A 19,025-nucleotide genomic window follows, 5' to 3' on the forward strand; every position below is an offset into this window, starting at 1 on the left:
TGACCAGTTCCTTACAAGTGTCGGCCAGAGTCGTTCCATGATCACACGCAGAACCCAGGTGGCCCTGCTCGCCGCATCCCTGCTTCTGACCGGATGCGGCGGCGGTGCCGTGGCCGGCACGCAGGGCACGCCCCTTCCCTCTCAGGAGCCTTCGGAGCCCTCGCCCTCACCCTCGTCGGAGATGTCCGTCGAGGTCGCCCCCCAGCAGATACCCGGGCTCGGCCCGAAGACGTGGGCGAAGGTGCCGGCCGACGCCCGACAGGCCGTCGTGGTCACCGGGCGGGGCCGCGACTCCTCGGCCTCCACCGTGGTCCTGTACGAGCGCACCGAGGCCGGCTGGCAGGCCGGTGCGAGCTGGCCCGCGCACAACGCCCTCAAGGGCTGGACCGACCACCACCTGGCGGGCGACCTGCGCTCTCCGACCGGCGTCTACACCCTCACGGACGCCGGGGGCCTGCTGAAGAACCCCGGCACCAAGCTGCCGTACGACCGCGGCGTCGGCTTCACCGCGCCCGGCACGGGCTTCGAGGGCGAGCCGCTGGCCGGCTCCTTCGACTACGTGATCGCCATCAACTACAACCGGCAGCCCGGGACTTCACCCCTGGACTGGACCCGGCCCCTCGGCGCGGGGCGCGGCGGCGGGATATGGCTCCACGTCGACCACGGCGGACCCACCCACGGTTGTGTGAGCATCGCCGAGGACCACATGAAGAAGCTGCTCCTCACCCTGGACCCGGACCTGCATCCGGTCGTCGTCATGGGCGACGCCAAGTCTCTGGCCCGCTGAGCGCTTAGGATCCGCCGGGTGTGCGCACATGTGCTGGTTGCCGAGGACGACGAGATGCAGGCCGAACTCATACGGCGTTCCCTGCTCGCGGAGGGCCACACCGCCACCGTGGTCCACGACGGGCGGGCCGCCCTGGACGCGGCCCGGCGGCTCGCCCCCGACCTCGTCGTCCTGGACCTGATGCTTCCGGTGATCGACGGCTTCGGCGTGTGCCGGGTGCTGCGCCGCGACGAGGACATTCCCGTCGTGATGCTCACCGCGCGGTCGGAGGAGGACGACGTCCTGCTGGGCCTGGAGCTGGGCGCCGACGACTACATGACCAAGCCGTACAGCCCGCGCGAACTGATGGCCCGTATCCGGACCGTCCTCAGACGCAGTGGACGGGGCGCGGTCGCCGACCGGCCCGAGGAGCCCGTCGTGCGTGCCGCAGGCCTGGCGGTCGATCCCGTACGGCACGAGGTGCGCTGTGACGGGGCGCCGGTGGACTGCACGCCGGCCGAGTTCGAGATCCTCCTCGCCATGGTCGCCGAGCCGGAACGGGTCTTCTCGCGGCGGCAGTTGCTGGAGGTCACCCGGGGCACCGACCGGGCCTCCACCGAACGGGCCGTGGACGTGCACATCATGAACCTGCGCCGCAAGATCGAGGCCGACCCGCGCCGGCCGGTGCGGCTGCTGACGGTGTTCGGCGTGGGCTACAAGCTCAGCGGCGGCCGCGGATGAGCGCTCGTATACCCCTGCACAAGCGGCTGCTGGTCCGCCTGCTGATCACGTCCGGGCTCATCGCCGTGTGCTCGGTGGCCGCGACCGCCTGGCTGGCCGTGGCGACCACCACCCAGGCCCTGCGCGAGGAACAGGGGCAGGCGCTCGCCGACGACATGGAGGTCCTCGCCGAGCTCAGCGGATACGCGGCGACCCACCCCGACTGGACCGGCGTGGCCGCCACCGTGCGGGAGCTGTCCGCGAAGACGGGCCGGCGCATCGCCCTCGTCACCCCCGACCGCAGGACCGTCGCCGACTCGGCCGCCCGCGGCACCGCCCTGCCGCCGAGCGCCGCCGCCACCGTCGACCCGCTGCGCACCGACACGTACAGCGAACGCGGCGCCCAGATCGGAGGCATCGACCCCCGGGTGGTCGGGCCGTACCGGCTCACGAAGGGGGAGCGTACCGAGATCGACGCCAACGCGCGCAAACGCCAGTCCTGTTTCGCCCGGAACGGCATCGAGACCACCGTCGTGCACACCCCGAGCGGCCGGGCGGTCCTCACCGAACCGGACAGTTCCGTGCAGCCCTCCTACGTGCCCGACGCCTGCGCCGACGGGGTCCTGAACACGCCGATGCCCACGGAGCAGAAAGCCCTGGACGCACTTCAGGCAGGGGCGCGCGCCTGCCTGACCCGCAACGGCCTGAGAGCCGATACACCGTTGATTGTCGGCGCCGGGCGCGCGGGCGCCGACTTCGCGTCCTCGTCGTCGGCGCCCACGTTCGTCAAACAGGACGCGAAGGAGGCACGCGAGGCCCAGGCCTGCCTCGACGACGCCCGCCGCGCCCAGCTCGACCCGTATGTGGCCCCGGTGGCCGAACTCTTCCTGGGTACCGGTGACACGCCCGCCGTGCTGTTCGACATGTCCCCGGCCAACAAGGCCAAGGTCGTGGGCACCGCGGGTCTCGTGCTCGCCGTCACCGTCGCCGCGACCGCACTGGTCGCCACCCGGCTGGTGCGCCCGCTGCGCGCGCTCACCGCTGCGGCCCAGCAGCCGCCCGAACTCCATGTGCGCGTCCCCGTCACCACCCGCGACGAGACCGGCATCCTCGCCGCGGCCTTCAACGACCTGACCGAACGCCGCGAACGCCTGGAAGCCCAGCGCAAGGCGATGGTCAGCGACATCGCCCACGAACTCCGCAGCCCGCTCACCAACATCCGCGGCTGGCTGGAGGTCACCCGGGACGGCGTCGTCGACCCCGACCCCGCCCTGCTCGCCTCCCTGCACGAGGAGGCTCTCGTCCTCCAGCGCGTCATCGACGACCTCCAGGACCTCGCCGCCGCCGACGCCGGCACGCTGCGCCTGCACCGGGAGCCCGTCCGCTGCGACGAACTCCTCCAGCAGGTCGCCGCCGCCCACCGCGTGACGGCCGGCGCGGCCCGGGTCGAACTGCGCACCGACATCGACGGCGAGCCCTGGCTGGACGCCGACCCGCTCAGGATGCGGCAGGCGCTCGGCAACCTCGTCTCCAACGCCCTGCGCCACACCCCGGCCGGCGGCACGGTCACCCTGTCCGCCCGCCGGGACGGCGACGGCATCACCTTGGCGGTCGCCGACACCGGCACCGGCATCGCGCCGGACGACCTGCCCCACGTCTTCGACCGGTTCTGGCGCGCGGAGAAGTCCCGCAGCCGCCGTACCGGCGGATCGGGCCTCGGCCTCCCCATCGTCCGCCACCTGGTCGCCGCCCACGGCGGAACGGTCGAGGCGGCGAGCGAGCCCGGCATCGGCAGCCTCTTCACCCTGCGGCTGCCCGGGGGCCCGGCGCCTCAGCCGTACTCCTGATTTTCTTCGTGGCGCGCGGGTACCCCGTATCCCTGCGAAAGGAGAGGAAGGAGCGGGAGGTCGGGACATGAGCGTGCCGGACGGGTTGCCGGTGGTACGGACCCTCGCTGAACTCGGGAGCCTGACCGAACAGCACGGTCAGCTGTACGTGCGCTGGTCGCGTGGCCCCGAGGTCGATCTGGCCCGCGCGTCCAGCACCGACGAACTCACCGGCGTGTCGCTGCCGGGACTGTCGGCGAACGCGCTCGACGTGGAGGAGTGGTGGCAGGACCGGCCCGTGCAGCTGTGGGTGGCCCGCCGCCTGTACGACTACTCCCACCTCCCGCACGAGAAGGGTCCGGACGTACGCCCCTGGGTCCTCCAGGGGCGCGAGCGGGGCCGGGGGCCGGACAACGAGCCGCTCGTCACGGACGTGCGGCCGATGTGCTGGATCGACCCCCGGGTGATCGACGAGGCGCGGGCCGAGGTGAGCCGGCAGGAGAACACCTGGGGTCCGCTGCGCCGCACGGCCCGCTGATCGGGCCCGGTCGCCGCACGTGGCGTCGACCGGGCCCGATCGTCGGACCCCGCTGAACGGAACCGGTCAGCCGGACCTTCTCCGCGCGGCGGCCGCGCGCCGGGCGAGTGCCCGGCGTTCCGTCTCGCTCGTGCCGCCCCAGACGCCGATGCCCTGGCCGGTGTCGAGCGCCCACTGAAGACACTGCTCCTGGACGGGGCAGCGCCGGCAGACGGACTTGGCCTGCTCCGTCTGGACCAGTGCGGGGCCGGTGGTGCCGATCGGGAAGAAGAGATCCGGGTCCTCGCGGCGGCACGCGGCATGGGTTCGCCAGTTGTCCATCAATAGTCACCTGCGATCGAAGTCGTACGTGCCCTCGTGCATGCCTTACTCGTTTTCGGGTCACCTGTCGATGCGCGGTGAAACAATCGGGTCCTGTGGGACGCGCCCCATCACTGCTCCCGCAGGCCCCACGGGGAGCCGTAGGCGGTCAGCAGATCCAGGAAGGGGCGGGCCGGGAAGGCCTCCGGACCGAGGACTCCCGCGCCGGACCAGGCGCCGGTGGCGAGGAGTTCGAGGGCGACGACCGGGTTCACGGCGGTCTGCCACACGACCGCCTGACAGCCGTACTCCGCCATGGACCACTGGTTGTCGACCACGTGGTAGAGGTACACCTCGCGCGGCGCCCCGTCCTTGACACCCTTCACCCAGGTACCCGCACAGGTCTTGCCGTGCATCCGCTCGCCCAGCGTCGCCGGATCGGGCAGACAGGCGGCCACGACGTCCCGGGGCGAGACCGTGACCGGCCCCGCGGCGCCCGGCACGGTCACCGGCGCGGTGCGGTCCAGGCCGAGCAGGTGCAGGGTCTTCAGCGTCTCCACGAACTCGCGGCCCAGGCCGTACTTGAAGGTGACCCGGCGGGCGCCGACCCAGCGGGGGACGAGCAGCACCTCCTCGTGCTCCACGTTCACGCACTCGACCGGGCCGATCCCCTCGGGGAAGTCGAAGACCTCCGGCTCGCTGAAGGGTTCCGTCGTGAACCAGCCGCGGTCGGCCTCGTAGACCACGGGAGGGTTCAGGCACTCCTCGATGGTGGTCCAGATGCTGAAGGATGGGGCGAAGTCGTAGCCGTCGACGGTGAGATCCGCGCCGTCGCGGACACCGATCTCCTCGATCTCGTCGAAGAGCTCATCGGCGGCGTGCCGGGCGAAGACGTCCGAGAGACCCGGCTCCACACCCATGCCGACGAGGGCCAGAGCGCCCGCCTTCTCCCACTCCTCGGCCTGCGCGAACTGCTCGTCGCCCAGCTTGACCCCGCATTCCTCGTAGGGCCGCTCGGGGTGCGGACGCGACAGGGACATCGCCATGTCGACATAGGCCGCTCCGGCGGAGCGCGCCGCCCGGAACAGGGGCATCACGAACCGCGGGTCGGTGGCGTTGAGCAGGACGTCGCAGGCGTGCCGCTCCAGCAGGGCGGTCACGGCCGACGCGTCGCTCGCGTCCACGCGCTCGGCGCGGAACCGGTCGGCCCGGTCCCCGAGCGCGGTCACCGCGGCCTCGGCGCGGGCCGGGTCGTAGTCGGCGACGACCATGACGTCGAAGAACGGCCGCCGGGCGGCGATCCGGGTGATGGCCGTGCCGACGCCCCCGGCGCCCACGAGCAGTACACGCATGACAAACACTCCCTTACGGGTCAAAGGTCGCAGATGTGCGGGGCCCTGGCGGAGATACAACGCCGTGCGCTCGTTTAAGGTCAATGGCGTTGGCATAAGGAGCCGCCATGCCGAAGCCCGTGGTCCCCGAGGACAAGCGCCGTCGGCGCCGGCCCACCAGGAGCGGCACCGTGCTGTCCGAGGGGCTCATCGTCGAGACGGCTCTGCGGATGCTCCGCGAACACGGCAGCACCGGCCTCACCGCCCGCCGCCTGGGCCTGGCCCTGGACGCCGACCCGAGCACGCTCTACCGCTACTTCCGCGGCATGGACGACCTGACGCTGGCCATCGGCGACGCCCTGATCGGGCAGGCGCTGGAGGGCTGGGCGCCGACGGGGCGCTGGCGGCACGATCTGCGCGAGGTGGGCCTGCGCATCCACGCCGCGTACGTCGCCCATCCCCAGGCCGCCGTGCTGACGACCAGCAGGGTCACCGGACGGGCCAACGAACTGGCCGCGGACGAGGCGGTCCTGGATGTCCTGCGCAGGGCGGGCTTCCCGCTTGCGGACACGGTGCGGATCTACCACGCCTTCATCGACCAGACGCTGGCCTTCGCGGCCCTGGACGCGGCGTCGCTGGCCCTGCCGAGTGCGGCGCTGGACGCCGACGAGTCCATGTGGCGCTCGACGTACGCCCACCTGCCCGGCGACCGCTACCCCCGGATCGCGGAGGCGGCACCCCTTCTGGCCACCCGCATGGTCACCAGCGCCTATCCGACGGCCTTGGACATGCTCCTGGACAGCGCGGAGAGGGAGCTGGGCAGCGCCCCCTAACGGATCCGCCGTCCCTCGACGGCTTGGCGCGGCGGTTTCATGTGAGCCTGTCCGACGCTGCCGCCGCCACCGCCTCCGCCACCGCGGCCAGTGCGGGCGAGTCCAACTTCCACTGCTGCCAGTACAACGGCACGTCGACCGGCCGATCCGGCGCCAGCGAGATCAGCCGCCCCTCCCGCAGCAACGCCCCCGCCTGGATCTCGGGAACCATCCCCCACCCCAGTCCCAGCGCGACCGCCTCCACGAACCCCTCGGACGCCGGCACCGCATGTCGCACCCGGCTCGCCCCACCGAGGCCCAGCTGTCGCAGGAACCCGTCCTGGATGTCGTCACTGCGGTCGAACGTCACCACCGGCGCCTCCGCGAGCCGCTCCCGCGACGACCTCTCGAGATACCGCGACACGAACCCGGGACTCGCCGCGGCGAGATACCGCATCCGCCCCAGCGCCCGCACGGAACATCCCGCCACGGCCTCGGGCGAAGACGTCACCGCCGCCATCACCAGCCCCTCTCGCAGCAGCTCCGCCGTACGGGTCTCGTCCTCGCGCCGGAGTTCGAAACACAGCCGCTCCCGTTCGGGAACCCGCGTGAGCGCTCCCAGGAACCAGGTCGCCAGGGAGTCCGCGTTCACCGCGACCGACACCCGGGTCACCTCCCCCTCGCCCGGCATGCCCAGCTCGGTGAGAGCGTCCCGCTCCAGCCGGGCCAGCTGGCGGGCGAACCGCACCACCACCTCGCCCGACTCGGTTGGCCGCACCGGCTTCGTGCGCACCAGCAGCACCCGCCCCGTGCGCTGCTCCAGCGCCTTCACCCGCTGACTCACCGCCGAGGGGGTCACGTGCAGAGCGGCGGCCGCGGCGTCGAACGTGCCCTCGTCGACCACCGCGAGCAGGGTCCGCACCTGATCCAGGGGAAGCTCGGTCATCATCACGACAGCTAATGATACGTAAGAATCTTTAGCTGTACCTGCGGTGATCGTCTCCGTACCGTCGACGTCATGCCCGCTTCCCTGTCCGCCGCTGCCGCCGGTTTCGGCACCGGCCTCTCGCTCATCGTCGCCATCGGCGCTCAGAACGCCTTCGTCCTGCGTCAGGGCATCCGCCGCGACGCCGTCCTCGCCGTCGTGGGCATCTGCGCCCTGTCCGACGCCCTCCTCATCGCTCTCGGCGTCGGCGGTGTCGGCGCCGTGGTGGTCGCCTGGCCGGGCGCGCTGACCCTGGTCGGCTGGATCGGGGGCGGATTCCTGCTCTGTTACGGCGCCCTCGCCGCCCGCCGGGTCTTCAGGCCGGGGGAGTCGGGCCTGAAGGCGGAGGGCGACGCGACGGGCTCCCGGAAGCGCGCGGTGCTGACCTGTCTGGCGATGACCTGGCTCAACCCGCACGTCTACCTCGACACCGTGTTCCTGCTCGGATCCGTGGCCGCCGATCGCGGTCCGCTGCGCTGGACCTTCGGGCTCGGCGCCGTGCTCGCCAGTCTGTGCTGGTTCGCGGCCCTCGGCTTCGGGGCTCGGCTGCTCAGCCGCTTCCTCGCCAGGCCGACCGCATGGCGCGTGCTCGACGGACTCGTCGCCGCCACGATGGTCGCCCTCGGCGCCACGCTCGTGGCCGGAGCGTGACGTCATCAACGGCCGGGTCCACAAGCTGAGATACCGCGTCCCGGGCTTCTGGACGGTGCTGCGATAGTGAACCCTGGATCCGTTAGATGTAACGAGCAACCAGGAAGCGCGTGGACACCGGCGAGAGCAGCACCGCACCCAGGACACCGGCCGCGGACGAGGTGCCGCCGCCCCGGCGCGGCTGGCGTCGCTGGGCGATGGACACCCGCCCGCTGCGCATCCCGGCCTACCGCCGGCTGTGGAGCTCGACCATCGTCACGGCCGTCGGCAGCCAGCTCACCGCCGTCGCGGTGCCCAAGCAGATCTACGACATCACCGGCTCCTCGGCCTGGGTCGGCGCCGCGAGCATGGCAGGACTGCTGCCGCTGATCGTGTTCGCGCTGTGGGGCGGCGCCGTCGCCGACAGCATGGACCGCCGCAAGCTGCTGCTGATCACCAACACCGGAATCGCCGTCACGTCGGTCCTGTTCTGGCTCCAGGCCGTCAGCGGGCTCGACTCGGTGGCGGCCCTGATGGTCCTGCTCGCGGTGCAACAGGCGTTCTGGGGCCTGAACGCCCCCGCCCGCAACGCCTCCATCGCCCGTCTGGTCCCCGAGGCGCAGCTGCCCGCCGCCAACGCCCTCGGTTCCACCGTTATGCAGACCGGTCAGGTGGTCGGCCCCCTGCTCGCGGGTGTCCTGATCCCGGTGATCGGCCTGCCCGAGCTGTACCTCATCGACGCCCTGGCGCTGTGCGTCACGGTGTGGGCGGTGTACCGGCTGCCCTCCCTGCCGCCGCTCGCGGCCGCCGCGGCGCGTCGGGCCGGCGTCCGCGAGATCGCCGAGGGCTTCCGCTACATCTCCGCGCACAAGGTGCTGTTGCTGTCTTTCCTCGCCGACATCATCGCCATGGTCTTCGGCATGCCCCGGGCCCTGTTCCCACAGCTCGCCTCCGAGACCTACGCCCCGTACGGCGAGGGGTTCGCGCTGGGCCTGCTGTTCGCGGCCATCCCGATCGGCGCGATGGCCGGCGGGCTGGTCTCGGGCACGTTCTCGCGGGCCCGTCGGCACGGCTGGATGGTCATCGGCGCGGTCGTCGCCTGGGGCGTGGCCATCACCGGCTTCGGGCTGAGCGGCAGTCTGTGGCTCGCCGTGGTGTTCCTGGCCGCGGCCGGGGTCGCCGACATGGTCTCGATGGTCTTCCGCGGGGCGATCCTGCTCTCCGCCGCGACGGACGAGATGCGCGGCCGTATGCAGGGTGTCTTCACCGTCGTCGTCGCGGGCGGCCCCCGCCTCGCCGACGTCCTGCACGGCACGGCCGGCTCGGCCTTCGGCGCCCGGCCCGCGGTCGCCGGCGGCGGCATTCTGGTCGTCACCGTCATGCTGACCCTGGCCTTCACCGTGCCGGCGCTGCGCCGCTACCGCGTCTGAGACCTGGAGAGCTCCCTGCCGCCCTGGACCCAGAGCCTCGGCAGACCACGTTCGCCCCGTCGCGATGCCCGGCAGGCCCTCTCGCCGCACCGGCCGAAAGCCGAAGTGCATCCAGTACAAGGACTTCCGGCCGTCACGCCGGGAGCACACACCGGCCGTTCCTCAACGGGCAAACGTTGCCTGCCGAGGCACTAGAGACCACCCCGCCGGTGCGTGCCGTACTGCTCCATGAGCTTGCCCCGGGTCGTCTCCAGCCGGTGGGCGAGGATCTCGGCGACGCTGCGGACCAGGATCATGCCGAGCTCCTTGTCCTCCTCGCACAGCCGGAGCACCGCCGCCGCGTCGAACTCGTGGGCCCGCACGGGGCTGAAGGCCTCCGCGCCGAAGTCCCACTGGTACGGCGGGAACAGCCAGGACCAGCCGAGCAGGTCGCCCGAGCCGAGTCCGGCGACCGTGACCCGGTGACGGCTGGTCACCTGCTGGGTCAGCGAGACGGCTCCGGAGCGGATGACCCAGAAGCGGTCGGCCGTACCGCCCGCCTCGAAGATGTGGAAGTCCTCGGGGAAGGAGACCTCCTTGGCGAGCGTCATCAGGCTCTGGCGCTGCGGCTGCGGCAGTGCGGTCAGCAGTTTTATCGCTTTGGTCATGACGCGGGGCTCCTCGCCGGCGATGGATTCCGGTGTTGTGCCTACGCCCATTTCAGCGGCTGCCGCCGTCCGGGGCACCTCGGCGGATGTGAGGATCTGGCCAGGGCATGAAAAAGCCCTGGCTGGACGGGGGAGGCCAGCCAGGGCAGACAGAGGTGGTGTCGGAGGACGGTAGGTCGACCCCGTCACCACGTATGAATGAACCGTAAACCATCCATGGCGATTTCGCGCAATGGGAACCGAGGTGCGTGACCGGTTTCACTCGGCGGACGCGTTTACCACCCTGATCGTCTTCAGCTCCGCGTCGGCGGGATCGGGCAGGTTCATGCCCGCGGCCAACTCGGTCCGCAGGTATGCCAGTACGGGCTCGGTCAGCAGCTCACCGGGCAGCACGGCCGGGATCCCCGGCGGGTACGGCGTGATCATCTCGGCCGCGATCCGCCCGGCGGCCTCGCCGACCGGCACGTTCTCGGCCGGACCGAAGAACGCGTCCCGGGGAAGCCTGACCTGCTCCATCCGCAGCTCGGACGGCGGCGGTACCTCCACTCGCGGGGCGGGGCCCAACTCCGGCGCCGCCCGGGCGAGATCCCTGAGCGCCGCGAGCAACTTTGTCCCCGGCGGTGGTAGTCGGCCAGAGCTTCCAGAACGGGTGCTTGGGTGTGGTCGACAGGGATGGGGCTCGGGTGCCCGACCCGGACGTCCGTCAATCAGCCCGTGCCGGACCCCCGACGGTCAGCGGCTGCCCGGCCTGAGCACCTCGTCCAGCACCCTGATCACCGCCTCGTAGGCCAGGGTGCGTACGGCTGCGTCCCCGGCGGCCTCCGGATCGGAGGGCCGCAACTCCTCGCTCCGCGCCCGCCAGGACCGCTCCTCCTCCGCCGCACAGGCCCGGGCGCGCTGGATCCGGCGCAGCAGTTCATCTGAGTCCACGACATCCGTCATACCGTCCGCGTACCCCGGGAACGCGAACGGTATGGCCGAACGTCCCGTCCGAAACGGGGAGGTTTGACCGAGCGCGGAGAGGTCAGCCGCTTACTAGAGGCTCACGGAGAAAGCGCACCGTACAGGGGCACCGTGTCCGTGGGTCGAGCCGGGCCCGGCCTCCGCTGCACCGCCCCAAGAGCCAGTCGATCATCGATCAGGAGCCACCTCATGTGCGAGGAGCACAGGGCCGAAGCCACCCCCGAACTCGCCGTCGCGCACCTGCGCGCGCGATCATGGCCGTGCCGGCCGGCCGAGGCACGACAGGCGGTCGAGCGGGCCGTGTCCGAGCGCTGCCGCACCACGCACACCTTGTGCGATGCGCAGGCCCTCTCGGACGCGCTGCTCGTCGCCTCCGAACTCACCACCAACGCGATCCTGCACGGCGGCGGCATCACCGACTTCCACGTCGACGTCGAGGGCCGGGGCGTGTGCCTGTCGGTCAGCGACCGCAGCGCCGAGCTGCCGGTCGCCAAGGAACCCGTCGATCCGCAGGGCAGGTGGCGGCCCGGCGGCCACGGCTGGCCGATCGTCTGCCGCCTGGCCCGCGACGTCCGGGTGACCGACCTGCCCTCGGGCGGGAAGTGCATCACCGCCGTGGTGCCCCTGAGCTGATCCGGCACCTCTGTGGAAGCCGCCGGAAACGGAGTTTCGACAGCGGAGTTTGGGCCGCATACAGCAGGGCAGACGCAGTTTCGTGCTTCGGACCGGAGGCGCGCCAGCGGGAGCTGTATGGCTGCTGCGGGCCCCTTTTCGGCGGTCCCGGCAGCATTCCTCCCGCGGTCAGTCCCTGAACCCGTTCTTCAGGAGCGAATCCGCATGCTCACCGACACGTCGACCAGCCGTCCCACCACCCAGGACCGCCCCGCCCCCGCCGGCAGGCGGCGGCACGACGACGCCCCCGACACCATGGCCCTCTTCGCCCGGCTGGCCGGGCTGGAGCAAGGCCCCGAGCGCGACGCCCTGCGCGACGAACTCGTCACCGCCTGGCTGCCCATGGCCCACCGCATCGCCGGCCGGTTCCGAGACCGCGGCGAATCGCTGGAGGACCTGCGCCAGGTCGCGGCCCTCGGGCTCGTGAAGGCCATCGACCGGTTCGAACCGGAACGCGGAGCCTTCGAGAGCTACGCCGTGCCCACCATCACCGGCGAGGTCAAGCGCCACTTCCGGGACCGCATGTGGGCCCTCAGGGTGCCCCGGCGCGTACAGGAACTGCGCAACAAGGTGCGGGTGGCCCGCCGCGAGCTCACCCAGAACCCCGGTTCCCCCGAGCCGACACCCGCCGACCTCGCCGCCCACACCGGCCTGACCGAGGACGAGGTCACCACCGGCCTGGAGGCCCTCGAAAGCTTCAGCACGCTGTCCCTGGACGCCGAGCTCTCGGCCGGCGACGACGGCTACAGCCTCGCCGACACCCTGGGCGCCCCCGACACGTCGTACGACGTCGTGGTCGACCGCGAATCCGCCAAGGAGGGCCTGCGTCGGCTGCCCGAGCGCGAGCGCGCCATTCTCTACATGCGCTTCTTCGAGGACATGACACAGAGCCGTATCGCCGACCAGCTCGGCATCTCGCAGATGCACGTCTCCCGGCTCATCAGCCGCAGCTGCGCGCGCGTGCGCGACGAGGCGCTGGCGGACCGGGCGCGGAGGCAGGCCGCCGACGGGTCGGGCGAGGCGTGAGCTTACGAGGAGTGAGCCCGATGCTGATACCCGACCGCGCGTTCCTGCGCCGTCTTGTCGACGCGTATGAGGCGCTGCGGGCCGAGGAGGCCGCGAAGGTGGCCGAGCCGAGCCCGCGGGCCCGGGATCTGGCCTACACACTCTGTGTTTCCACCGGCACGCGGGACGTGCGGCTGGCCCTGGAGACGGCTCACCGCCTGCTCGCGGCCATGCCCGACCGCGCGCGACTGGCCGACTGACCGCACTCCGTGTGACCGCCCGCCAGGACGGCATCCGGACTTCGAGGGGGGTTGACATGACCACGAGTTCCACGGCACAGACCGGCCGGATCGAGGCCAAACGCGCGGCGCGCGGTTCCGTAGTGGAGGGCGCCGCGCGCGCGGGGTTCACCGCCCGGGGAGTGATCTATCTACTGGTCGGGGTGCTGGCCCTGCAGATCGCCTTCGGCGACGGCGGGCGCCAGGCCGACCGCGGTGGCGCCCTCGCCGCCCTCGCCGACAAACCGTTCGGTTCCGTCGTCCTGTGGGCGCTGGGCATCGGGCTCGTCGGCATGGCGCTGTGGCGGCTGTCCGAGGTGGTGTTCGGCTCGGTCGGTCCTGACGGACGTAAGGCCACGAAACGGCTGCTGTCGGGGGCCCGCTGCGTTTTCTACGCGTTCGTCGCCTATTCCGTGCTGTCCTTCGCCGCCGGCTCCGGCAGCGGAGGATCGAGCGACAAACAGTCCAAGGACATCACCGCCCGGGCCCTGGAGTGGCCCGCGGGGCAATGGCTCGTGGGCGCCGCGGGCGTCGGCGTCGCGGTGGCCGGTGTGTGGATCGCCGCACAGGCGCTGCGCAGGTCCTTCCACGACAAGCTCAAGCTCGCCCAGATGGGCCCGCGGGTCAGGAAGCTGGTCGATGTGACGGGTGTCGGCGGCGGAGCGGCGCGCGGAGTGGTGTTCACCGCCGCGGGCGCGTTCGCCGTCCGAGCCGCTGTCGACTACGAGCCCAAGAAGGCGAAGGGCCTCGACGACACGCTCCGCTCGTTCGCCGAGACACCCCTCGGACCGTGGCTGCTCGTCCTGGTCGCGGCGGGGCTGGTGCTGTTCGGGGTGTTCTCGTTCGCGATGGCCCGCTGGCGACGTGTCTGATCGGCGGGACACGGGGAACCCGAGGGACATGAACGAACCCGAGCTTCCGCCCGACGGTAGGCCCGTGGACGTCTACCTGAATCTGTTGCGCATCCGCATGGCCTCGGAGGACTACGAGACGCTGCTCGACGTGGTCAGCCCGGTCCTGCGGGCGATCGAGGAGCAACAGCTGCCCGCGTTGGACTTCGCGCTGGAGGACAGTCAGCAGGAGGGGCTGCCCCAGGTGGTCCGCGACGAGGCCGCCCTGGTCATCGCCACCGCCGTGACCGGCCGACTGGACAACAAGGTGATCGAACTCCATGTCGACGAGGGCACCAGCCCGATCCGGGTGGTCACCGACGCGGACACCGCCGACGACCCGGTCCGCCTCGGCGAGATCGCCGACTACATCCGCGAGCGCCGTCGGCTCGACGACGAGCTGCGCGGCATCGCCGAGGTGAGCGGTCTGCCCACGGACCTCTGAGCACCGGGCCCTATCGCTTCGGCGCCGTGACCGGCACGTGAAGCGGCCTGGCCAGACCCGTCACGGTCTCGTCCAGACGCTGTACGTGCCGCAGCACGCGGTCGGTGACACGGCCGAAGCGCGGGGTGCCGGGGACTTCGGTGTCCAGCAGGGACGCGATGCTCGGCCCGGTCTCGACCCGGTCGGTGGAGCGCTCGTCGGCGACATGCGCGGCGATCGCCGCTATGTTGTCCCCGATCCGCCGGCCGGCTCGGCGCAGCCGGGGATCCGCCGCGATCGAGGGGTGTGTGGACAGCAGTTCGGCCGTCGCCGCCAGCGAGCGCGCGTGGTACGCACATGTCTCCAGGAGCGCCACGACATAGCGGGCCGTGTCGCGCCGGGCCCGCAGCGGTGTGATCGGATGCGTCAGCGGCTGGGTCGCCGCCCGCAGATCGGCCAGCGCCTGGTCCAGGTCGCGCGCCTGGTCGAGCAGTTCGACGGGGGAGCCGCCGCTGAGCTGGTCCACGGCGGCCTCGGTGACCTCGCCGAGCCGCTCCAGGACGGTGACGAGCAGGTCGTTCGTACGGCGGTCCGTGCGCACCGGCAGGACGAACGCCGCCGCTATCACTCCGCAGGCCGCGCCGAGCGCGGTCTCCTCCACGCGCAACACCAGCACCGAAAGGCTGTAGGTGTGCAGCAGCGTGTAGAGGAGCCCCAGGGCCGCGGTGACGAAGAAGGACATCAGCGTGTAGGAGAGCGGCGCGGTGTAGAACATCGCGAACACCAGCACCAGCACCAGGGCGAACGCCGTCCAGGTGTGCTGCCCGACGGCCCCCGCCAGCACGATCCCGGCCAGCACGCCGAGGACGGTCCCCAGCAGCCGGCGGTAGCCCTTGACCAGGATCTCGCCCGTGGACGCGGTGTTCATGAAGACGATCCAGCAGGTCAGCACCGCCCAGTACCAGCGCTGGCTGGAGAGGAACTCGCCCCCGACGATGGCGAGCGAGGAGCCCACGGCCACCTGTACCGCGGCCCGCGTCGTGGGCCGCCCGAGGCCCTTGAGCTCCTCCTGCGTCCCGGCGTCCTCGTCATCGGCGTCGATGACCGCGTCCTCGGCGTCCAGCTCCTCGCGCGAACGGGCCGTCGCGGGGGAGTCGTCCGACTCGTCCTGCGGACCGTCCAGGGCGATCCTGAGCCCCAGCACCGCGCGGGCGGCCTCACCGACACCTCGGAAGACGTCCTGGACGGCGGGCGGCGCGGGCGGCAGGTTCTCCTCCTCGCGGTAGCCGAGGAGCCGGTTGCGGACCTGGGACAGTGCCGTGCCGGACCTGGCGGCGACGGGACGCAGCACCAGCAGCCGCAGCGCCTCCAGATCGCGGCGCACCCGGGCCATCGCCTCGTCCCGGCCGTCCATCCGGCCCGCTCGCGGGGCCGGCGCGCCCGGCAGATGCAGGGTCAGCGTGTCCGCCCGCCCGGCGCTGCGGGCGCTCAGCAGCAACAGGCCGAGTCGCTCGGCGGCGATCTCGGCGTCCGCGACACGCCGCTGTACCAGCCGCGCCGCGGCCGCGTCGGAGGTCCCCTCCTCCAGCCGCCCCTGGATCATCAGCGCGGTCTCGTGCAGCCGCGCGGTCCCCTCCCGGACGTCCTTCAGGGCCTCGTCGATCTCCTCGGGCCCGGCGTCCAGCAGTTGGAGCTGTGCGGAGACCAGCTGGGCCAGCCGGGCCCGGAAAGCCTCCCGCAGGCGTTCGAGAAGGCCCGCGGGAGCCTCCGGCACCAGTAGGAAGCGTGCCGCCGCGCTGCACAGGAAGGCGACGCCGAGGACGCCGTACAGCTCGGGCAGACCGGAGACGGTCGCCCCGACGAACAGGGACACGAAGTAGAGCTGGAAGCCGATCAGTCCGAGCGCGGTGCCCCGGTCGCCGAAGCGGCGGCCGTAGACGGCGCAGAAGATCAGCGCGACGAAGAAGAGGTCACCGGCCACCACGCGGGAGCTGAGGAGCGCGCCCAGGGACATCGAGGCCAGCGCCACCGGGAGGCCCAGGGCGAGCGTCACGGCCTGCGGGGCGCGCTGCTTCTCCCGGATGGCGAACGTCGCGACCATCGCCGCGATGGCGCCCGCCACCAGATGCGGGACGTCGGCCTTCAGCAGACCGAGTACGACCAGCGTGAGCGCGATCGCCCCCACCGTGCGCAGCCCGGCGGCCAGCCGGAGCAGCCCCGGGTCCGACGCGGCGACCCGGTCGCGCAGCCTCGCTGTGTTCACTCCGCCGTACTCACTCCCGTGTCACGTCATGATCCGTTCCAGCATGGCAGGCGGGGTGGCTCCGGTGATGTGCGCCCCTCCTACTGGTCCAGTGCCCGCGCTCCCTCGACCTGCTTCCGGACCTGTTCCGGCGTCAGATACGCGTCGGTGTACTCGAAGTCCTTCAGCTTGGCGGGCTTGCGGGCCTGGAAGCCGGTGCGGACGAAGTCGTCGCCCGCGATGGCGTTGAGCGTCCAGTTCGTCGCCACGCGGACCTTGGCGACGTTGGTGCGCAGCGCGGCCCAGTGGTAGCCGCGGGCCGCGAACTGGGCGGGCAGGCCGCGCAGTTCGATGCCGAGCGGCTTGGACACGGCATCCGTGCCGCCGAGGTCGACGACGAGGCCGAGGTCCTTGTGGACGTACGGCTTCAGCGCCTGGCCCCGCAGCGTCGCGATGACGTTGTCGGCGACCACCTTGCCCTGGCGCATGGCGTGCTGCGCCGTGGGCGGGCAGATCGCGCTGTCGTCGTCCTTGGCCTTGTCCGGCACGGCGGCGGAGTCGCCGAGCGCGAAGACGCCGTCCTGGCCCGGCAGGGTCATCTCGGCGGTGACCGCGAGCCGCCCGCGGATCGTCTCGGCGCCGAGCGTGGCGATCAGCGGGCTCGCGACGACCCCGGCCGTCCAGATCAAGGTCCGGGTGGGGATCACCCGGCCGTCGGTGAAGGTGACCTCCTCGGGGCCCGCCTTCTCGATGGAGACGCCCAGCGACACGTCGATGCCGCGCCGGCGCAGGATCTCCTGCGCGCTGCGTCCCAGCTTGTCGCCCAGCTCCGGCATCAGCTTCGGGGCGATGTCGATCAGATGCCACTTGATCAGTGACGGGTCGATGCGCGGGTAGCGCTTGACCGCCGCGTGGGTGAGTTTCTGCAGACAGGCGGCGGTCTCGGTACCGGCGTATCCGCCGCCGACGACCACGAACTGCAGCCGGGCCGCGCGCTCGGCCGGGTCCTGGCTGGCGTCCGCGAGATCGAGCTGGGAGATGACGTGGTCGCGGATGTAGGCGGCCTCGGCGAGGCTCTTCATGCCGAAGGCGTGATCGGTGAGCCCGGGGATGTCGAAGGTGCGGGTGATGCTGCCGGGAGCCAACACGATGTAGTCGTACGGCTCGTTGATGATCTCGTCGGTGATGGTGCGGATCACGCAGACCTTGGACTTGAGATCCACGCCGATCGCGCCGCCCGGGATGATCCGGGTGCGGTACTTCTTGCTGCGGCGCAGCGAGACGGCGATCGACTGGGGCGTCAGCACGCCGGAGGCGACCTGGGGCAGCAGCGGGAGATAGAGCTGGTAGGCGAACGGCGTCACCAGCGTGACGTCGGCTTCGTCCGGGGAGAGTTTCCGCTCCAGCCGGCGAACGCATTCGACACCGGCGAAGCCGGCGCCAACCACCAGGATCCTGGGTCGTGTCACGGTGTTCATCCCTTTCTGCGGCTCCAGGCGGTCTGCCTCGAACGCCCTTCGTCTGCCCGTGCGGGCGCGACGAATGCGTCGAGGACCACCATGCCCGTCCTGGCCTGAAAGTGCACTGGGAGAAAAGTGAAGGAGGTGCGCGGACCGGACGCCGAGAAACCGCTTGTGCGGGTGCCGGCCCCCGAATGTGTGTGCGGCAGAGGGGTATTGGGTGCTAGGGGCCCGCTCGCAGCGGAGAGTCGGGCCGTGCAGGGCCACGGAGGGAAGGAGCAGCGTGACCACCGACAGAATCTGGTCGTACGCGCCGGACAGCGGATACGTCGAGGGACAGGACCTGACGGGCTTCACCGTCGTCGCGAGCGACGGCACGATCGGACACGTGGACCGGCAGGCCGCCCCGCACGGCATGGGACACCTCGTCGTCGACACCGGCGTCTGGGTCTTCGGCAGGAGCGTCCTGGTACCGGTGGGCGTCGTCACCGGCGTCGACACCCAGGGCCGACGCATCACGCTGGCCTGCACCGGGTCGGAGGTGAAGGCGGCCCCGCGTTTCGGGACGGACAGCGAGACCAGGGACCGCGATTACCTTGCGGCGGTCGGCGCCTACTACCTGAGGCTCGCGGCCACGGCCTGACCGGGGCCGGGGGAAGTCACCACGGCAGAAAGGCGTGCACGTCCTTGCCTCGGTCGTCCGTGACCACGCTGACCTGGTCGCACAGGGCGTGCACGAGGTGCCAGCCGACGCCCCCGCCGCCGCTGCGCGGATCGAAGGCGCGGGGCGCGGGCGGTGTGGGATTGGTGTCGCGCAGGGTCACGTGCACGCCGTCGAAGGTCCGGCGCAAACGGAGTGCGAAGGGGCCGGGAGCGTACTGGACCGCGTTGGCGGCGAGTTCGGTGACGATCAACAGGATGTCGTCCCAGTGCTCGGCGCTCGCGGGCGGCACCCGGTCGGCCAGGTCGCCGAGGAATTCCTCAGCGGCAAGCCGCGCGCCCGTCACGCAGTGCGGTTCTCCCGCGAAACGGGTCGTACGGCTCGGAATCGCTTCGGAAGTCAGTGTCTCGTCCCAATGCGGCTCGGTCGCCATGCCGGAGTTCAC

The 19,025-nt window shown here is 71.6% G+C and carries 21 protein-coding genes and 1 pseudogene; 13 read left to right on the forward strand and 9 right to left on the reverse strand.

The genetic code is table 11. The features are described 5' to 3' along the window. The first annotated feature begins 37 nt into the window (after positions 1-37). The 4 genes from OG841_RS43115 (at position 38) to OG841_RS43130 (ending at position 3,850) form a co-directional block, all read left to right on the forward strand. The gene (locus tag OG841_RS43115; RefSeq protein WP_328636385.1) at positions 38-787 is read left to right on the forward strand and encodes a L,D-transpeptidase family protein; all 750 of its coding nucleotides are present in this window, start codon (positions 38-40) and stop codon (positions 785-787) included. Between the two features lie 18 nt (positions 788-805). Beyond that, a complete protein-coding gene (locus OG841_RS43120) occupies positions 806-1,507 on the forward strand; it encodes a response regulator transcription factor (RefSeq protein ID WP_328636384.1) in 702 nt (233 codons plus the stop codon). Beyond that, on the forward strand, positions 1,504-3,333 hold the full coding sequence (locus OG841_RS43125; RefSeq protein ID WP_328636383.1) for a sensor histidine kinase: 1,830 nt from the start codon (positions 1,504-1,506) through the stop codon (positions 3,331-3,333). The genes OG841_RS43120 and OG841_RS43125 overlap by 4 nt, the downstream gene beginning before the upstream one ends. 67 nt (positions 3,334-3,400) lie before the next feature. Further along, entirely contained in the window at positions 3,401-3,850 is a 450-nt protein-coding gene (locus tag OG841_RS43130) for a DUF6098 family protein (RefSeq protein WP_328636382.1), read from the forward strand. 66 nt (positions 3,851-3,916) lie between these two features. On the opposite strand, the gene OG841_RS43135 is transcribed toward OG841_RS43130, so the two are convergent. Further along, on the reverse strand, positions 3,917-4,171 hold the full coding sequence (locus tag OG841_RS43135) for a WhiB family transcriptional regulator (protein ID WP_057611382.1): 255 nt from the start codon (positions 4,169-4,171) through the stop codon (positions 3,917-3,919). 110 nt (positions 4,172-4,281) lie between these two features. Continuing rightward, complete coding sequence (locus OG841_RS43140) at positions 4,282-5,502, reverse strand: saccharopine dehydrogenase family protein (RefSeq protein WP_328636381.1); 1,221 nt, start codon at positions 5,500-5,502, stop codon at positions 4,282-4,284. 107 nt (positions 5,503-5,609) lie between these two features. Here OG841_RS43140 and OG841_RS43145 point away from each other — a divergent pair, with 107 nt between their 5' ends. Then, entirely contained in the window at positions 5,610-6,314 is a 705-nt protein-coding gene (locus tag OG841_RS43145; protein ID WP_328636380.1) for a TetR/AcrR family transcriptional regulator, read from the forward strand. A 37-nt stretch (positions 6,315-6,351) separates the two neighbouring features. Here the strand turns inward: OG841_RS43145 and OG841_RS43150 are convergent, their stop codons facing one another. After that, positions 6,352-7,242 (reverse strand): LysR family transcriptional regulator ArgP, encoded by an 891-nt coding sequence (locus tag OG841_RS43150; RefSeq protein WP_328643449.1) that lies wholly within the window; start codon positions 7,240-7,242, stop codon positions 6,352-6,354. Between the two features lie 69 nt (positions 7,243-7,311). Here OG841_RS43150 and OG841_RS43155 point away from each other — a divergent pair, with 69 nt between their 5' ends. Then, positions 7,312-7,929 carry a LysE/ArgO family amino acid transporter gene (locus tag OG841_RS43155; RefSeq protein ID WP_326671778.1) on the forward strand — a complete coding sequence of 206 codons (618 nt, stop codon included), beginning with the start codon at positions 7,312-7,314 and terminating at the stop codon, positions 7,927-7,929. A gap of 110 nt (positions 7,930-8,039) precedes the next feature. Then, positions 8,040-9,338, forward strand: a complete 1,299-nt coding sequence (locus OG841_RS43160) for an MFS transporter (RefSeq protein ID WP_328636379.1) — start codon at positions 8,040-8,042, stop codon at positions 9,336-9,338. Between the two features lie 191 nt (positions 9,339-9,529). Here the strand turns inward: OG841_RS43160 and OG841_RS43165 are convergent, their stop codons facing one another. From OG841_RS43165 to OG841_RS43175, 3 genes and pseudogenes are all read right to left on the reverse strand, one after another. Then, complete coding sequence (locus OG841_RS43165; RefSeq protein ID WP_328636378.1) at positions 9,530-9,985, reverse strand: cyclic nucleotide-binding domain-containing protein; 456 nt, start codon at positions 9,983-9,985, stop codon at positions 9,530-9,532. Between the two features lie 258 nt (positions 9,986-10,243). Then, a pseudogene (locus OG841_RS43170) lies at positions 10,244-10,594 on the reverse strand (ornithine decarboxylase); the annotation flags it as partial. 123 nt (positions 10,595-10,717) lie between these two features. Beyond that, complete coding sequence (locus OG841_RS43175) at positions 10,718-10,927, reverse strand: hypothetical protein (protein WP_328636377.1); 210 nt, start codon at positions 10,925-10,927, stop codon at positions 10,718-10,720. A 210-nt stretch (positions 10,928-11,137) separates the two neighbouring features. On the opposite strand from OG841_RS43175, the gene OG841_RS43180 reads away from it, so the two are divergent. The 5 genes from OG841_RS43180 (at position 11,138) to OG841_RS43200 (ending at position 14,238) form a co-directional block, all read left to right on the forward strand. After that, positions 11,138-11,581 carry an ATP-binding protein gene (locus OG841_RS43180; RefSeq protein ID WP_328636376.1) on the forward strand — a complete coding sequence of 148 codons (444 nt, stop codon included), beginning with the start codon at positions 11,138-11,140 and terminating at the stop codon, positions 11,579-11,581. 204 nt (positions 11,582-11,785) lie between these two features. After that, positions 11,786-12,646 (forward strand): SigB/SigF/SigG family RNA polymerase sigma factor, encoded by an 861-nt coding sequence (locus OG841_RS43185; protein WP_328636375.1) that lies wholly within the window; start codon positions 11,786-11,788, stop codon positions 12,644-12,646. Between the two features lie 20 nt (positions 12,647-12,666). Beyond that, entirely contained in the window at positions 12,667-12,885 is a 219-nt protein-coding gene (locus OG841_RS43190) for a DUF5133 domain-containing protein (RefSeq protein ID WP_328636374.1), read from the forward strand. A 56-nt stretch (positions 12,886-12,941) separates the two neighbouring features. Next, positions 12,942-13,775, forward strand: coding sequence for a DUF1206 domain-containing protein (locus tag OG841_RS43195; RefSeq protein WP_328636373.1), 834 nt, complete (start codon positions 12,942-12,944; stop codon positions 13,773-13,775). Between the two features lie 28 nt (positions 13,776-13,803). Then, on the forward strand, positions 13,804-14,238 hold the full coding sequence (locus OG841_RS43200; RefSeq protein WP_266553764.1) for a hypothetical protein: 435 nt from the start codon (positions 13,804-13,806) through the stop codon (positions 14,236-14,238). A 10-nt stretch (positions 14,239-14,248) separates the two neighbouring features. On the opposite strand, the gene OG841_RS43205 is transcribed toward OG841_RS43200, so the two are convergent. Then, complete coding sequence (locus OG841_RS43205) at positions 14,249-16,480, reverse strand: FUSC family protein (protein WP_328636372.1); 2,232 nt, start codon at positions 16,478-16,480, stop codon at positions 14,249-14,251. Between the two features lie 80 nt (positions 16,481-16,560). Then, positions 16,561-17,937: an NAD(P)/FAD-dependent oxidoreductase gene (locus OG841_RS43210; protein WP_365117130.1), complete on the reverse strand. Its 1,377-nt coding sequence runs from the start codon at positions 17,935-17,937 to the stop codon at positions 16,561-16,563. A gap of 265 nt (positions 17,938-18,202) precedes the next feature. On the opposite strand from OG841_RS43210, the gene OG841_RS43215 reads away from it, so the two are divergent. Further along, positions 18,203-18,562, forward strand: coding sequence for a PRC-barrel domain containing protein (locus tag OG841_RS43215; protein ID WP_328636370.1), 360 nt, complete (start codon positions 18,203-18,205; stop codon positions 18,560-18,562). Positions 18,563-18,578: 16 nt separating this feature from the next. Here OG841_RS43215 and OG841_RS43220 read toward each other — a convergent pair whose 3' ends face one another. After that, positions 18,579-19,013 (reverse strand): ATP-binding protein, encoded by a 435-nt coding sequence (locus tag OG841_RS43220; protein ID WP_266553772.1) that lies wholly within the window; start codon positions 19,011-19,013, stop codon positions 18,579-18,581. Positions 19,014-19,025: the final 12 nt, after the last annotated feature.

It is taken from the genome of Streptomyces canus (genome assembly GCF_041435015.1).
GTDB classification, from domain to species: Bacteria; Actinomycetota; Actinomycetes; order Streptomycetales; family Streptomycetaceae; genus Streptomyces; species Streptomyces canus_G.

Coding starts and splice junctions, on each gene's coding strand:
- OG841_RS43220 (WP_266553772.1), bottom strand. CDS start 19,013: ATGGCGACCGAGCCGCATTGGGACGAGACACTGACTTCCGAAGCGATT.
- OG841_RS43195 (WP_328636373.1), top strand. CDS start 12,942: ATGACCACGAGTTCCACGGCACAGACCGGCCGGATCGAGGCCAAACGC.
- OG841_RS43180 (WP_328636376.1), top strand. CDS start 11,138: ATGTGCGAGGAGCACAGGGCCGAAGCCACCCCCGAACTCGCCGTCGCG.
- OG841_RS43190 (WP_328636374.1), top strand. CDS start 12,667: ATGCTGATACCCGACCGCGCGTTCCTGCGCCGTCTTGTCGACGCGTAT.
- OG841_RS43150 (WP_328643449.1), bottom strand. CDS start 7,242: ATGATGACCGAGCTTCCCCTGGATCAGGTGCGGACCCTGCTCGCGGTG.
- OG841_RS43145 (WP_328636380.1), top strand. CDS start 5,610: ATGCCGAAGCCCGTGGTCCCCGAGGACAAGCGCCGTCGGCGCCGGCCC.
- OG841_RS43210 (WP_365117130.1), bottom strand. CDS start 17,937: ATGAACACCGTGACACGACCCAGGATCCTGGTGGTTGGCGCCGGCTTC.
- OG841_RS43130 (WP_328636382.1), top strand. CDS start 3,401: ATGAGCGTGCCGGACGGGTTGCCGGTGGTACGGACCCTCGCTGAACTC.
- OG841_RS43155 (WP_326671778.1), top strand. CDS start 7,312: ATGCCCGCTTCCCTGTCCGCCGCTGCCGCCGGTTTCGGCACCGGCCTC.
- OG841_RS43115 (WP_328636385.1), top strand. CDS start 38: ATGATCACACGCAGAACCCAGGTGGCCCTGCTCGCCGCATCCCTGCTT.
- OG841_RS43200 (WP_266553764.1), top strand. CDS start 13,804: ATGAACGAACCCGAGCTTCCGCCCGACGGTAGGCCCGTGGACGTCTAC.
- OG841_RS43125 (WP_328636383.1), top strand. CDS start 1,504: ATGAGCGCTCGTATACCCCTGCACAAGCGGCTGCTGGTCCGCCTGCTG.
- OG841_RS43165 (WP_328636378.1), bottom strand. CDS start 9,985: ATGACCAAAGCGATAAAACTGCTGACCGCACTGCCGCAGCCGCAGCGC.
- OG841_RS43175 (WP_328636377.1), bottom strand. CDS start 10,927: ATGACGGATGTCGTGGACTCAGATGAACTGCTGCGCCGGATCCAGCGC.
- OG841_RS43140 (WP_328636381.1), bottom strand. CDS start 5,502: ATGCGTGTACTGCTCGTGGGCGCCGGGGGCGTCGGCACGGCCATCACC.
- OG841_RS43185 (WP_328636375.1), top strand. CDS start 11,786: ATGCTCACCGACACGTCGACCAGCCGTCCCACCACCCAGGACCGCCCC.
- OG841_RS43135 (WP_057611382.1), bottom strand. CDS start 4,171: ATGGACAACTGGCGAACCCATGCCGCGTGCCGCCGCGAGGACCCGGAT.